Annotated in this window: 12 protein-coding genes and 1 pseudogene; 8 read left to right on the forward strand and 5 right to left on the reverse strand. The window is 51.8% G+C overall.

Annotation, left to right across the window (positions count from 1 at the left end):
- Positions 1-10: 10 nt before the first annotated feature.
- Both exbD and exbB read right to left on the reverse strand, forming a co-directional pair.
- The gene (exbD, locus tag ABVM99_RS06440) at positions 11-436 is read right to left on the reverse strand and encodes a TonB system transport protein ExbD (protein WP_001251476.1); all 426 of its coding nucleotides are present in this window, start codon (positions 434-436) and stop codon (positions 11-13) included.
- Positions 437-442: 6 nt separating this feature from the next.
- On the reverse strand, positions 443-1,177 hold the full coding sequence (exbB, locus tag ABVM99_RS06445) for a tol-pal system-associated acyl-CoA thioesterase (RefSeq protein WP_052938329.1): 735 nt from the start codon (positions 1,175-1,177) through the stop codon (positions 443-445).
- Positions 1,178-1,428: 251 nt separating this feature from the next.
- Here exbB and metC point away from each other — a divergent pair, with 251 nt between their 5' ends.
- The gene (gene metC / locus ABVM99_RS06450) at positions 1,429-2,616 is read left to right on the forward strand and encodes a cystathionine beta-lyase (RefSeq protein ID WP_023194507.1); all 1,188 of its coding nucleotides are present in this window, start codon (positions 1,429-1,431) and stop codon (positions 2,614-2,616) included.
- Between the two features lie 139 nt (positions 2,617-2,755).
- Positions 2,756-3,415 carry a DedA family general envelope maintenance protein YghB gene (gene yghB, locus ABVM99_RS06455; protein ID WP_000268444.1) on the forward strand — a complete coding sequence of 220 codons (660 nt, stop codon included), beginning with the start codon at positions 2,756-2,758 and terminating at the stop codon, positions 3,413-3,415.
- 63 nt (positions 3,416-3,478) lie between these two features.
- Here the strand turns inward: yghB and ABVM99_RS06460 are convergent, their stop codons facing one another.
- On the reverse strand, positions 3,479-4,378 hold the full coding sequence (locus tag ABVM99_RS06460) for an AraC family transcriptional regulator (protein ID WP_001078198.1): 900 nt from the start codon (positions 4,376-4,378) through the stop codon (positions 3,479-3,481).
- 192 nt (positions 4,379-4,570) lie between these two features.
- On the opposite strand from ABVM99_RS06460, the gene yqhD reads away from it, so the two are divergent.
- The 4 genes and pseudogenes from yqhD (at position 4,571) to ABVM99_RS06480 (ending at position 8,818) form a co-directional block, all read left to right on the forward strand.
- Positions 4,571-5,734, forward strand: coding sequence for an alcohol dehydrogenase (gene yqhD / locus ABVM99_RS06465; RefSeq protein WP_023194508.1), 1,164 nt, complete (start codon positions 4,571-4,573; stop codon positions 5,732-5,734).
- A gap of 105 nt (positions 5,735-5,839) precedes the next feature.
- On the forward strand, positions 5,840-6,667 hold the full coding sequence (gene dkgA, locus ABVM99_RS06470) for a 2,5-didehydrogluconate reductase DkgA (RefSeq protein WP_000013100.1): 828 nt from the start codon (positions 5,840-5,842) through the stop codon (positions 6,665-6,667).
- 165 nt (positions 6,668-6,832) lie between these two features.
- Positions 6,833-8,318: pseudogene (locus ABVM99_RS06475) on the forward strand (DASS family sodium-coupled anion symporter).
- Positions 8,319-8,362: 44 nt separating this feature from the next.
- A complete protein-coding gene (locus tag ABVM99_RS06480; protein ID WP_000128242.1) occupies positions 8,363-8,818 on the forward strand; it encodes an HIT family protein in 456 nt (151 codons plus the stop codon).
- A 157-nt stretch (positions 8,819-8,975) separates the two neighbouring features.
- On the opposite strand, the gene ABVM99_RS06485 is transcribed toward ABVM99_RS06480, so the two are convergent.
- Positions 8,976-9,170, reverse strand: coding sequence for a hypothetical protein (locus tag ABVM99_RS06485; protein ID WP_023194509.1), 195 nt, complete (start codon positions 9,168-9,170; stop codon positions 8,976-8,978).
- Between the two features lie 201 nt (positions 9,171-9,371).
- Entirely contained in the window at positions 9,372-11,543 is a 2,172-nt protein-coding gene (locus ABVM99_RS06490; protein ID WP_001274458.1) for a YgiQ family radical SAM protein, read from the reverse strand.
- A 487-nt stretch (positions 11,544-12,030) separates the two neighbouring features.
- Between ABVM99_RS06490 and ABVM99_RS06495 the strand changes: the two genes are divergently transcribed.
- Entirely contained in the window at positions 12,031-13,014 is a 984-nt protein-coding gene (locus ABVM99_RS06495; protein WP_000799370.1) for a TRAP transporter substrate-binding protein, read from the forward strand.
- Positions 13,015-13,055: 41 nt separating this feature from the next.
- A complete protein-coding gene (locus ABVM99_RS06500) occupies positions 13,056-13,538 on the forward strand; it encodes a TRAP transporter small permease (protein WP_001221825.1) in 483 nt (160 codons plus the stop codon).
- The last annotated feature ends 6 nt before the right edge of the window (positions 13,539-13,544 follow it).

Genomic DNA, 13,544 nt, shown 5'->3' on the forward strand with positions numbered 1-13,544 from the left:
AGCAGAATACTTATTTCGCTTTCGCGGTCTCTTCGCCGACCAGACCAATTTTGAGATAGCCCGCCTGATGCAGCATATCCATCACTTTCATCAGGGTTTCATACTCTACGGTTTTATCCGCGCGGAAGAAAATCGTAGTATCCTTTTTCCCTTCCGTCAGGGCCGTTAGCTCGGCAATCATCGTATCATCCGTCACCGGATCGTTACCGATAAACATGGTGTTATCCGCTTTCACCGACAGATAAACCGGTTTTTCCGGACGCGGCTGTGGCGTACTGGTAGAAGCGGGCAGATTCACCTTGACGTCTACCGTCGCCAGCGGCGCAGCCACCATAAAGATAATCAGCAGAACCAACATGACATCGATAAACGGCGTCACGTTGATTTCATGCATTTCGCCGTTGTCATCCAGGTTCTCGTTAAGACGCATTGCCATGACGCATTACCCTACCCGTAATTTCTGCGCGGCGCGTACCGGCTGCGCACTGGCGCTCGCATTCAGATCGAGATCGCGGCTTTGCAGCAGCAATACCTGCGCCGCCACGTCGCCCAGAGTCGCTTTGTAACTGCCTATCTGACGTGCGAAGATGTTGTAAATGACGACCGCCGGGATCGCGGCTACCAGCCCAATCGCCGTCGCCAGCAGCGCTTCCGCAATACCAGGAGCAACCACCGCCAGGTTGGTGGTCTGCGTTTGCGCAATACCGATGAAGCTATTCATAATGCCCCATACGGTGCCAAACAACCCGACGAAGGGGGAAATGGCACCGATCGTCGCCAGATAACCGTTGCCTCGTCCCATGTAGCGGCCCACCGCTGCGACGCGACGTTCCAGACGGAAGCCGGTACGTTCTTTAATCCCTTCGTTATCTTCGCTGCCCTGAGAGAGTTCCAGTTCATTCTGCGCTTCATTGATGAGCTGTGCGCTGAGGCTTTTTGTGCTGAAACCTGCCGCAATGTCGGAAGCCTGATCTAAAGAGCGCGCATCGGCTAATTGCAGTTGTTCGCGCTTTAAGCGGCGCTTTTGCGTGAAAAATTCAACGCTTTTACTGAAGAAGATAGCCCAGGTGACGACTGACGCCAGAATCAAACCAATCATCACGCACTTCACGACAATATCGGCGTGCTGATACATGCCCCAGACGGAAAGATCCGTCTGCATCAAATTATTACCCACTCTGTATCTCCAGGACGCAAATCACAAAATCTGAGCATAATAATATCAAAACAACGTCGAATTGATAGTCGTTCTCATTACTATTTACATACTGCCGCACCTTTACTGCTTTTTCTTTGCGCTTACGCATTAAAAAAGCCACCTGTTTTTATTTTGGCAAAATTTTCATCTGTATCACACGTCGCCAGGGTGCAGATGGTTATATTCATGCTAGTTTAGACATCCAGACGGTTAAAATCAGGAAACGCAACATGACGGATAAACAGTTGGATACCAAACTGGTAAACGCAGGACGCAGCAAAAAATACACGCTTGGCTCAGTGAATAGTGTGATTCAACGCGCTTCTTCACTGGTGTTTGACACCGTCGAGGCCAAAAAACACGCTACCCGCAATCGCGCCAACGGCGAATTATTTTACGGACGCCGGGGAACGCTGACCCACTTTTCACTCCAGGAAGCCATGTGTGAACTGGAAGGCGGCGCCGGATGCGCGCTCTTCCCGTGCGGCGCGGCGGCGGTCGCCAACACCATTCTGGCATTCGTTGAGCAGGGCGACCACATCCTGATGACCAACACAGCCTATGAACCCAGCCAGGATTTCTGCAGCAAAATTCTCGGCAAACTGGGCGTGACGACAAGCTGGTTCGACCCGCTCATCGGCGCTGATATCACGCAACATATTCAGCCGAACACGAAAGTCGTTTTTCTGGAATCCCCCGGTTCTATTACCATGGAAGTACATGATATTCCGACCATTGTCAGTGCGGTCAGACGCGTCGCGCCAGAAGCCGTCATCATGATTGATAATACCTGGGCGGCTGGCGTTCTGTTCAAAGCGCTGGAGTTCGATATTGATATCTCTATCCAGGCGGGCACTAAGTATCTGATTGGTCATTCTGATGCGATGGTCGGGACTGCCGTTGCAAATGCGCGCTGCTGGGAACAATTGCGGGAAAACGCCTATCTGATGGGGCAAATGCTCGACGCCGACACGGCTTATATGACCAGCCGCGGGCTGCGCACGCTCGGCGTCCGACTGCGCCAGCATCAAGAAAGCAGCCTCAAAATCGCCGCATGGCTGGCGAACCATCCTCAGGTCACGCGCGTTAATCATCCGGCCCTGCCGGGTAGCAAAGGTCATGCGTTCTGGAAACGAGACTTTACAGGCAGCAGCGGTCTGTTCTCCTTTGTGCTCAATAAAAAGCTGACCGAGGCAGAATTATCAGCCTATCTGGATAACTTTTCGCTGTTCAGTATGGCCTACTCCTGGGGAGGCTACGAATCGCTGATTATTGCTAATCAGCCGGAACAGATCGCCGCGATTCGTCCCGCAGGCGGCGTAGATTTTACCGGTACGCTGGTTCGGGTGCATATTGGTTTAGAGAGTGTTGATGATTTGATCGCTGATTTAGCCGCCGGCTTCGCCAGAATTGTGTAAAGTTGCCGGGGATGGACATATATGCAGACAATTTCCGTGGAAAAGTCTGCGTTTGTTGCGTCCGGGATCAAGGCATCCCGGACGATTCAGGAGTACAATAGGCGAATAAAAGCATAAATGCTGTTCCACAGGAAAGTTCATGGCTGTCATTCAAGATATTATCGCTGCGCTCTGGCAACATGATTTTGCCGCGCTGGCGAATCCACATGTTGTTAGCGTCGTCTACTTTGTCATGTTCGCCACGCTATTTTTAGAAAACGGTCTGCTGCCAGCGTCATTCTTACCTGGCGATAGTCTGCTGCTACTGGCAGGCGCGTTGATCGCCCAGGATGTGATGCATTTTTTGCCGACGATTGGCATTCTCACCACCGCGGCCAGTCTCGGCTGCTGGCTAAGTTATATCCAGGGACGCTGGCTCGGTAATACGCGTACCGTCAAAGGCTGGCTGGCGCAGCTTCCGGCAAAATATCATCAGCGCGCCACCTGCATGTTTGACCGCCACGGTTTGTTAGCGTTGCTTGCCGGGCGCTTTCTGGCGTTTGTCCGCACTCTGCTGCCAACAATGGCGGGTATTTCCGGCCTGTCCAACCGCCGGTTTCAGTTTTTTAACTGGTTAAGCGGCCTGCTGTGGGTGACTGTCGTGACCAGCTTCGGCTACGCGCTCAGTATGATCCCGTTTGTTAAGCGCCATGAAGACCAGGTAATGACATTTTTAATGATCCTTCCCGTCGCGCTACTGGTCGCCGGACTGTTAGGTACGCTGGTCGTGGTGATTAAAAAGAAATACTGTAACGCCTGACGTATCCATAATCGGCCAGGATGGCCCGGTTACGCTTCGTTGACCCGTGGCGGGATGCCCCACTTAGCTCCCTTGCATTGTCCGCATTCTTGCCGCATCTTCGCCCGGCGTAACGCCAAAATAACGTTTAAACTCCCGGCTAAACTGCGATGCGCTCTCATATCCGACCCGCATCGCCGCGGCGCTGGCCTTCATACCGTCGTGAATCATCATCATCCGCGCTTTATGCAGTCGGTAGCTTTTTAAATACTGCAACGGCGAGGTGCTGGTGACCGCCTTAAAATTATGGTGAAACGCCGACACGCTCATGTTCGCTTCTGCCGCCAGTTGCTCAACATTCAGGTTCTCGGTGTATTTCATTTCGATCTGTTTAAGTACGCGACTGATCAGGCTAAAGTGCGTCTGGCGACTAACCAGTGCAAGCAGCGCCCCGCCGCGCGGTCCCATCAGCACATGATAAAGAATTTCGCGAATAATCTGTTTTCCCAGAATCCGCGCATCCAGCGGGCGCTCCATCACATCCAGCAATCTTTCCACCGCACATAAAATCTCGTCCGACAGCGTGGCGGAGTTAATCCCACTGGCCGCCATCGGCAACTGGAAACGCTCATCTTCGCCAATGTCCATGAGCAACTCTTGCAGTTGCAGCACATCAATATCGAGCCGAATACCGGCCAGCGGTACCTCCGGCGTCGCCCAGGTCTCGCATTCAAAAGGGAGCGGCACGGTCAGTAAGAGATATTCATTAGCGTCATAACGAAACTTGCGCTTGTTAATATAGCCAATTTTATGGCCGGAAAAGAGAAATATGATGCCAGGCTGATACATGACCGGCGTGCGCGGCCCCGGTTCAACACCATACAACAGACGAATGCCCGCCAGCCGCTCGCTGATTATTTTATCATTATTTTTTAAATGATTAATTTTATCCGCCAACTGTAAGCAAATTGCTTCACGATTCATAACGCGCCATTTTTTCATCAAATCCACTCCGCTGGATTGTGCGCATTTTTAGCGATTTTCTCCAGCATTCTGGAGAAATAGGCAAAACATTGGCAGAAATGTGCATTGAGAGACATCCCTCACAAGACCACAATGATGACCATCAGGCAGACAGCCGCCTGCCCTCTTTTTACCCACATAAGGGAATGAGCAATGAACAATTTCAAATTACATACCCCTACCCGCATTCTGTTTGGTAAAGGCGCTATCGTCGATCTTCGCGATCAGATCCCGCAGGGCGCCCGCGTGCTGATTACCTATGGCGGCGGTAGCGTGAAAAAGACCGGCGTACTGGCGCAAGTTCAGGAAGCGTTAAAAGGACTGGATGTTCGGGAGTTTGGCGGTATTGAACCGAACCCGTCCTATGAAACGCTGATGAAGGCCGTGCAGCTTGTGCGCGACGAAAATATTACCTTCCTGCTGGCCGTTGGCGGCGGTTCCGTACTGGACGGCACCAAATTTATCGCCGCAGCGGCGCAGTATACGAACGGCGTCGATCCGTGGCACATTCTGGAAACCGGCGGTACTGAGATTCGTAGCGCAATCCCGATGGGGTCTGTGCTGACCCTACCGGCAACCGGCTCAGAATCGAACGCCGGCGCAGTCATTTCCCGTAAAACCACTGGCGACAAACAGGCCTTCCACTCCTCGTTCGTGCAACCGGTGTTTGCCGTACTGGACCCGGTCTACACCTATACATTGCCGCCGCGCCAGGTTGCGAACGGCGTCGTGGATGCTTTCGTCCATACCGTTGAGCAGTACGTCACTTACCCGGTTAACGGCAAAATTCAGGATCGTTTCGCCGAAGGCATTTTACTCACACTGATCGAAGAAGGTCCCAAAGCGCTGCAAGAGCCTGAAAACTATGACGTCCGCGCTAACGTGATGTGGGCCGCTACTCAGGCGTTAAATGGCCTGATTGGCGCTGGGGTTCCGCAGGACTGGGCGACGCATATGCTGGGCCACGAGCTTACCGCGATGCACGGTCTCGATCATGCCCAGACGCTGGCTATCATTCTGCCTGCGCTATGGAACGAAAAACGAGACGTTAAACGTGCAAAACTCCTGCAATATGCTGAACGTGTATGGAATATCACCGACGGTTCCGACGACGAGCGTATTGATGCCGCCATTGCCGCCACCCGCCGTTTCTTTGAACAGATGGGCGTGCCTACCCGTCTGTCCGATTACGGTCTGGATGGCAGCACTATTCCGGCGCTACTGGCTAAACTTGAGGCGCATGGATGCACAAATTTAGGTGAAAATCAGGATATTACGCTGGATGTCAGCCGTCGGATTTATGAAGCGGCGCGCTAAGGTTTTTTCGCCTCTGACTTTCGTTTTTGGCCATTTCGTCCAGACTTAAGCCACTTAGCCTCGCCGGACCCGACTCCGGCGAGCCAATTAAAAGAGGAACACATCATGGCTAATCCAACCATTATCAGGCTACAGGATGGCAACGTAATGCCACAACTTGGGCTGGGAGTCTGGAAAGCAAGCAATGAAGAGGTGATCGCGGCGATTCATAAAGCGCTGGAGGTGGGCTATCGATCGATTGATACCGCCACAGCATATCAGAATGAAGAAGGCGTCGGCAAAGCGCTAAAAGCAGCGAGCGTGGCGCGGGAAGAGCTGTTTATCACCACCAAGTTGTGGAATGACGATCAAAAACGTCCCCGCGAAGCCCTGCAGGAGAGTCTGAAAAAACTGCAGCTTGATTATCTCGATCTCTATCTGATGCACTGGCCCGTACCGGCTATCGATCACTATGTCGACGCCTGGAAAGGCATGATCGCGCTGCAAAAAGAGGGGCTGGTAAAGAGTATCGGGGTCTGTAACTTTCAGATCCATCACCTCCAGCGTCTGATCGATGAAACCGGCGTTACCCCTGTGATCAACCAGATCGAGCTTCACCCCTTGATGCAACAGCGCCAGCTACATGCGTGGAATGCGACGCATAAAATCCAGACCGAGTCCTGGAGCCCACTGGCGCAGGGCGGTGAAGGCGTATTCGATCAGAAAGTGATTCGCGAACTGGCGGATAAATACGGCAAAACGCCCGCCCAGATTGTTATTCGCTGGCATCTGGACTGCGGGCTGGTCGTCATTCCGAAATCCGTCACCCCTTCCCGTATCGCGGAAAACTTTGCTGTCTGGGATTTCCGTCTCGATAAAGATGAATTAGGCGAGATCGCAAAACTGGATCAAGGAAAACGCCTCGGCCCCGATCCGGATCAGTTCGGCGGTTAAGCCGGATTTATCGCACGCCATGCCCGACGATGTCGTCGGGCTTTTTTTCATTTCGAAATATTAAGAAACAATTACGCGCATTTAACAGTATATTTCCCCCACACACAAGCGCAGAATTATTCTGATTTTGTGAATATTTATTCATGATTATTATCAATTTACTTAATGTATATAAAATATTTATGGATGTGTGATTGTGGCGGAAAAAAAATCTCAGGGCGTCAAATGGCTCCCATTTATTCTTATTCTGGTTATCGCCGCCGGACTGTGGCAGCTAACGCCCCCTTCCGGGTTAAGCGCGCCGGCCTGGCATTCCGCGATTATTTTTGTCGCGACGATCGCCTCTATCGTGGCGAAAGTGCTGCCTATTGGCGCGGTCGGTATTATCGGCATCACCGTCTTTGCGCTCGCCTATGCTGCCGGCGACAAAACGGCCAGCGGCGCGATTACCACGGCCTTGAGCGAGCTTAACAGTTCGTTGATCTGGCTTATCGTCGTCGCCTTTATGATTGCCCGTGGGTTTATCAAAACCGGGCTGGGTCGGCGTATCGCCCTACAAATGATCCGTCTGTTAGGTAAACGAACGCTGGGCCTGGCTTATGGCCTGGCGTTTGCCGATCTGATCCTCTCCCCCGCGATGCCCAGTAACACCGCGCGCTGCGGCGGCGTGATTTACCCGATCGCCGACTCGCTGGCGCGCAGCTTTGATTCACATCCGGAAGATGAGTCTCGCAGCAAAATCGGCACCTTTCTGATCACCTGTATTGGCAATGTTAACGACGTCACCGCCGCACTGTTTATGACCGGTTATACGGGTAACCTGCTGGCGGTAAAACTGGCGGCGAACGCCGGCGTTACGTTGAGCTGGGGAAGCTGGTTTATCGCCGCTCTCCTGCCTTGCCTGGTCTCTTTTCTTATCGTCCCGCTGCTGGTCTACTGGCTGACCCGTCCGGAAATTAAACATACGCCGGATGCGCCGGATTTGGCGCGCAAAGAGCTGGCGCAAATGGGCAGTATGACGCGCGGCGAGTGGCTGATGCTGGCGACCGTCGGCGTGTTGCTGGTGCTATGGATTTTTGGCAGCTCGCTCGGCGTGGATGCCACGACCGCCTCTTTTGTCGGTCTCTCGATTTTATTACTGAGCGGCGTGCTCACCTGGGAAGACGTTAAAAGCGAAAAAGGCGCCTGGGATACGTTGATTTGGTTTGCCGCGCTGCTGATGATGGCTAACCAGTTGAAGAAACTAGGATTCACCAGCTGGTTTGGCAACCTGATTGGCGACAGCATCGGCAGTACGATGCATGGAACCAGTTGGATAATCATCCTGCTGCTGCTTAACGCAGCCTATTTTTATACCCACTATTTTTTCGCCAGCGGCAACGCACAAATCGCCGCGCTGTATGCGGTATTTCTGGGTGTCGGTCTGCATCTGAATATACCGGCAGCGCCGATGGCGCTTATGCTGGCGTTTACCAGCAGCCTGTACTGCTCTCTTACGCAGTATACCCACGCACGCGGCCCCATTCTTTTTGGCGCCGGCTATGTACCGACGGGCGTCTGGTGGCGAACGGGATTTATTATCAGCCTCTTTAATCAGGCGGTCTTTTTGACAGTCGGCCTCGCATGGTGGAAAGTGTTAGGGTTGTATTAAACGCTTAACGCATCGATAAGCCCCTCGGTTAACGGAGAAATGGAATGACCTGCATTTTCTGTCAAATAGTTGAAGGTAAAGCACCTTGTCATAAAGTTTGGGAAGATGAGCATCACCTGGCTTTTTTGTCGATTTTTCCGAATACCGATGGGTTTACCGTAGTGATCCCGAAAAAACATTACCCCAGCTACGCGTTCGATCTACCGCCGCAGGCGTTAGCGGACCTGATGCTGGCGACCCAAAAAGTGGCTAAGAAACTGGATAAGGCTTTCCCGGATGTCAGTCGTACGGGAATGTTCTTCGAAGGTTTCGGCGTAGACCATGTGCACAGTAAATTAAGCCCCATGCACGGTACTGGCGATTTAACCCACTGGAAACCGATTGAATCGCGGCAGAATAAATTTTTCGAACAGTATGAAGGATATCTGTCGTCACACGATCATGAACGGGCTGATGATGAAAAACTGGCCGCGCTGGCGGCCAGAATTCGTGAGGCATAAATACGGAGCACTTCTGCCGGATGGCGGTGTAAGCACCTTATCCGGCCTACAAAACTGTGCTATTCATAAGCCTGATAAGCGCAGCGCCGTCAGGCATTATTCCTTAGATTATATACTTCTTATCTATTTTAATATATCAACCCTGGTAGGTTAAATATTACGGCGCGTGGCTAAATATTTCGTACAAAAACCATCCAGGAATAGTGGCAATAACACCCATTAAAATTATCCCTGCAAGAGTCATTTGCCTGTCTTCACGTTTTTCCATACTACATGCTTTAATAGCCATTATGAATATAACAACAGCTATTATAGCAATTACGATAAAACAGGGAATAATAATCATACCCATGATATCCCCTCCTCTGGGGCTGTATACAAGCATCATGCCTTAATCATTAAGGTAATATATAATTAATTTATACAATCAATAATATTTAAATAAAATATAAAGCTCCCGTAATTTAGCAATTACTAAAGACCGACACAATATATTTAGATGTCTGTTACTTCCAAAAACATTAGCTTCCAGAAGCAACAGATTCAAAGGTAATTAACGCCCTGCGCCTTTCCCGCGCTTCTTATTCGCAGCAAGCCCCTGCCGCTGATGTTCCACCGGCGTATGCTTGGTCAACGCCGGGCGCGTGTTGCGGTTCTGGCGACGCGCTTCGCGCATCTCTTCAATGGTCGGCGCAGGCACCAGACACTCACGGCGACCGCCAATCAAATGCTTTTTCCCCATCGCTTCCAGCGCCTGGCGAATCAGCGGCCAGTTCGCCGGATCGTGATAACGCAGCAGCGCCTTATGCAGGCGACGTTGCCTGTCTCCCTTCGGCACCACCACATCTTCACTCTTATAACCAATTTTACCCAGCGGGTTTTTGCCGGTGTAATACATGGTGGTCGAATTCGCCAACGGCGACGGGTAGAAGTTCTGCACCTGATCCAAACGGAAGCGGTGGCGCTTGAGCCACAGCGCCAGATTCACCATATCCTCGTCCCGCGTGCCCGGATGCGCGGAGATAAAATATGGGATCAGATACTGCTCTTTTCCGGCCTGTTTAGAGTAAAGGTCAAATAACTCTTTAAAGCGATCGTAGCTGCCCATACCCGGCTTCATCATTTTCGACAGCGGACCTTCTTCAGTATGCTCCGGCGCAATCTTCAGATAGCCGCCCACATGATGGCTTGCCAGCTCTTTAATGTAGCGAGGATCTTCTACAGCAATGTCGTAGCGCACGCCGGAGGCAATTAAGATTTTCTTAATGCCTTTCAGCTCACGGGCGCGGCGATAAAGATTGATCGTCGGCGTATGGTCAGTATCCATATGCGGACAGATATCCGGATAGACGCATGACAGGCGACGACAGGTCTGCTCCGCACGCGGCGACTTACAGCGCAGCATATACATGTTCGCGGTAGGACCGCCCAGATCGGAGATCACGCCGGTAAACCCCGGCACCGTGTCGCGGATCGCTTCGATCTCGTTGATGATAGAGTCTTCCGAGCGGCTCTGAATGATGCGCCCTTCATGTTCAGTGATCGAGCAGAAAGAGCAGCCGCCAAAGCAGCCACGCATGATATTGATCGAAAAGCGGATCATCTCATAGGCCGGAATACGGGCATTGCCGTAAGCCGGGTGCGGCACGCGCTGATACGGCAGCGCAAACACGCTATCCATCTCTTCAGTGGAGAGCGGTATGGCGGGCGGGTTGATCCAGACATAGCGGTCGCCGTGTTTTTGCATCAGCGCCCGCGCGCAGCCAGGGTTAGTTTCGTGATGCAGAATACGTGACGCATGGGCGTACAGCACCTTGTCGCCTTTCACCTTTTCAAAGGATGGCAGCAGGATATAGGTTTTTTCCCACGGCTTCGGACGCGGCGGCTGCACGGTAATCGCTTTAGCTTCCTGCTTTTTCGGCGCGACCGGCTTGTTATCCGCGCACGGCAGATCCTCACCATAGGGATGGGGAATTGGATCGATTTTACCCGGCGTGTCCAGACGAGTGGAGTCGACGCCGCTCCAGCCAGGCAGCGCTTCTTTAACCATAATCGCAGTGTTACGCACGTCGCGAATCTGATCGATGGTTTCGCCCATTGCCAGACGGTGCGCCACTTCCACCAGCGGACGCTCGCCGTTGCCAAACATCAGCATGTCGGCTTTGGAATCGACTAACACTGAACGACGTACAGTATCAGACCAGTAGTCGTAATGCGCGGTACGGCGCAGACTGGCCTCAATGCCGCCGAGGATCACCGGGACATCTTTCCACGCTTCTTTGCAACGCTGGGTATAGACCAGCGTGGCGCGGTCCGGGCGTTTGCCCGCGACGTTATCTGGGGTGTAGGCGTCATCGTGGCGCAGCTTACGGTCAGCGGTGTAACGGTTGATCATCGAGTCCATGTTGCCGGCGGTGACGCCGAAGAACAGGTTCGGTTTTCCCAGACGCATAAAGTCGTCTTTGCTGTTCCAGTCCGGCTGGGCGATGATCCCCACGCGAAAGCCCTGCGCTTCCAGCATACGACCGCAAATCGCCATGCCGAAGCTCGGATGGTCGACGTAGGCGTCGCCGGTTACCAGAATAATGTCGCAGCTATCCCAGCCAAGTTGATCCATCTCGTCACGTGACATCGGCAAAAACGGCGCCGGCCCAAAGCAGGCGGCCCAGTACTGCGGCCAGGAGAAAAGGTCGCGATCCGGTTGGATCAGGGAGATAGCGCTCATATTGCTTCCAAAACGATTGGCAAAAAAATAATCAAAGGTCGGGGATTATAAGCCGTATCTATAGCGAAAATGAAGGAGATTATCGCCTTATATGCAGGGCTGGCGCGAAATAGAAACAACTTTCAACGGCCTGGCCTGAGGTGTTTGAAATTGGTCTTATGAATATCTTCAAATTGGTATGCAATTAATTATACCCACGTCTAAAACCGCAGTATCGCCATAACAACAAAAAGTAAAAAAACATCAAATTATCAGTGAGATATAAAAAAACTTCGCTGAATTGCTCACGGCACTGTTTTTACCATGACTTTCTTCTGTGAACCATATCTCTTTCTTTGGTCTATTGATTAAATTAAATTGGCTGACAGAGTTCAGGGGATAAAGAACACCATCACCACGCCTTTCCCCAACGCAATACCTTACGTATCAGCAGGTTATTAATTAATCAACGATAACCACAGGAATCCCAACCTATAAGGAAGCAGATATGAAAAACACACGTTCATTCACAACATCAGCGGTATTACTGGCCGGCTGTTTGCTGCTGGCATTTCCAGCGCTCGCCAAAACCACGCTGAAACTGAGCCACAATCAGGATAAAAGCCACGCCGTTCACAAAGCGATGAGCTATCTGGCCGATAAAGCGAAAGCCTATTCGGACGGCGAATTAAATATTCGTATTTACCCCAACGCCACGCTGGGCAACGAACGTGAATCGCTGGAATTGATGAACTCCGGCGCTCTGCAAATGGTGAAAGTCAATGCGGCATCGCTGGAGTCTTTTGCGCCGGAATATAGCGTGTTTAGCCTGCCGTTTTTATTCCGCGACCGCGATCACTACTACAACGTACTGAAAAGCGACTTAGGGAAACGCATTCTCGCGTCCTCCGAAAGCAAAGGCTTCGTCGGCTTAACCTGGTACGACGGCGGCGCCCGCAGTTTTTACGCCAGTAAGCCCATCACTCAACCCGACGATTTAGCCGGTATGAAAATCAGAGTGCAGCAAAGCCCCAGCGCTATCGCGATGGTGAAAGCGCTCGGCGGTGTGCCGACGCCGATGGCGCAAGGCGAACTCTATACCGCGCTCCAGCAAGGCGTGGTCGATGGCGGCGAAAACAACCCCGTGGTTTATGCCGATATGCGTCATGCGGAGGTGGCGAAATTCTATTCCCGCGACGAGCACACGATGGTGCCGGATGTCCTGGTCATCAGTACCAAAGTACTTAACAAATTGAGCGATAAAGAGCGGAAAGCGTTATATAAAGCCGCAGATGAATCCATGCAGCAAATGAAAGACGTCATCTGGCCCGCCGCGGAAAAAGAGGCTTATGAGAGCATGAAGGCCATGAACGCGACCGTTGTTGATATTGATAAATCCGCGTTCAAACAGCGTGTTAAGCCCTTGTTTGATGAGTTCCGCGCGAAAGATGCTCAGTCAGCGAAGGATCTGGAATACATCGAGAATATGTAAATCTGCCGGGCAGGGTTCTCCTGCCCTTTACAGGATGTAATATGCGAATACTCACCAATGCACTGAACAAAATACTGGCCGGGTGCTGCTGTATTATTCTGGCGATCATGGTTGCCTGCGTATCCTGGCAGGTGGCGGCGCGCTTTATATTCAACGCGCCAAGCAGCACGCTCGACGAATTCACCCAGATTCTTTTTATGTGGATGATTCTGTTAGGCGGCGTCTATACCGCCGGATTAAAAAAACATTTAGCTATCGATTTGTTAGCGCAAAAACTCTCCCGAACGCCCGCCCTCGTGCTTGACAGTATCATTCAGGTGATTATTACCGTGTTCGCGCTGATTTTTATGGTGTACGGCGGTGATATTATTGTTGAAAAAGCGGCGCACGTCAGCCAAATGTCCCCGGTATTAAAATGGCCTATGGATAAAGTCTATTGGGTCATGCCGATTAGCGGCGTCATCCTGGTGTACTACACCATTGTGAACGTTATTGATAATTATCATCAGCGCCATCTTCGCTAACGAGGG

The sequence above is a fragment of the Salmonella sp. SJTUF15591 genome (genome assembly GCF_043356435.1).
GTDB lineage: Bacteria > Pseudomonadota > Gammaproteobacteria > Enterobacterales > Enterobacteriaceae > Salmonella > Salmonella enterica.

Excerpts from the sequence above, each read along its gene's own strand:
- exbD (WP_001251476.1), bottom strand. The coding sequence starts at position 436 with ATGGCAATGCGTCTTAACGAGAACCTGGATGACAACGGCGAAATGCAT.
- metC (WP_023194507.1), top strand. The coding sequence starts at position 1,429 with ATGACGGATAAACAGTTGGATACCAAACTGGTAAACGCAGGACGCAGC.
- yghB (WP_000268444.1), top strand. The coding sequence starts at position 2,756 with ATGGCTGTCATTCAAGATATTATCGCTGCGCTCTGGCAACATGATTTT.
- ABVM99_RS06460 (WP_001078198.1), bottom strand. The coding sequence starts at position 4,378 with ATGAATCGTGAAGCAATTTGCTTACAGTTGGCGGATAAAATTAATCAT.
- yqhD (WP_023194508.1), top strand. The coding sequence starts at position 4,571 with ATGAACAATTTCAAATTACATACCCCTACCCGCATTCTGTTTGGTAAA.
- dkgA (WP_000013100.1), top strand. The coding sequence starts at position 5,840 with ATGGCTAATCCAACCATTATCAGGCTACAGGATGGCAACGTAATGCCA.
- ABVM99_RS06480 (WP_000128242.1), top strand. The coding sequence starts at position 8,363 with ATGACCTGCATTTTCTGTCAAATAGTTGAAGGTAAAGCACCTTGTCAT.
- ABVM99_RS06485 (WP_023194509.1), bottom strand. The coding sequence starts at position 9,170 with ATGGGTATGATTATTATTCCCTGTTTTATCGTAATTGCTATAATAGCT.
- ABVM99_RS06490 (WP_001274458.1), bottom strand. The coding sequence starts at position 11,543 with ATGAGCGCTATCTCCCTGATCCAACCGGATCGCGACCTTTTCTCCTGG.
- ABVM99_RS06495 (WP_000799370.1), top strand. The coding sequence starts at position 12,031 with ATGAAAAACACACGTTCATTCACAACATCAGCGGTATTACTGGCCGGC.
- ABVM99_RS06500 (WP_001221825.1), top strand. The coding sequence starts at position 13,056 with ATGCGAATACTCACCAATGCACTGAACAAAATACTGGCCGGGTGCTGC.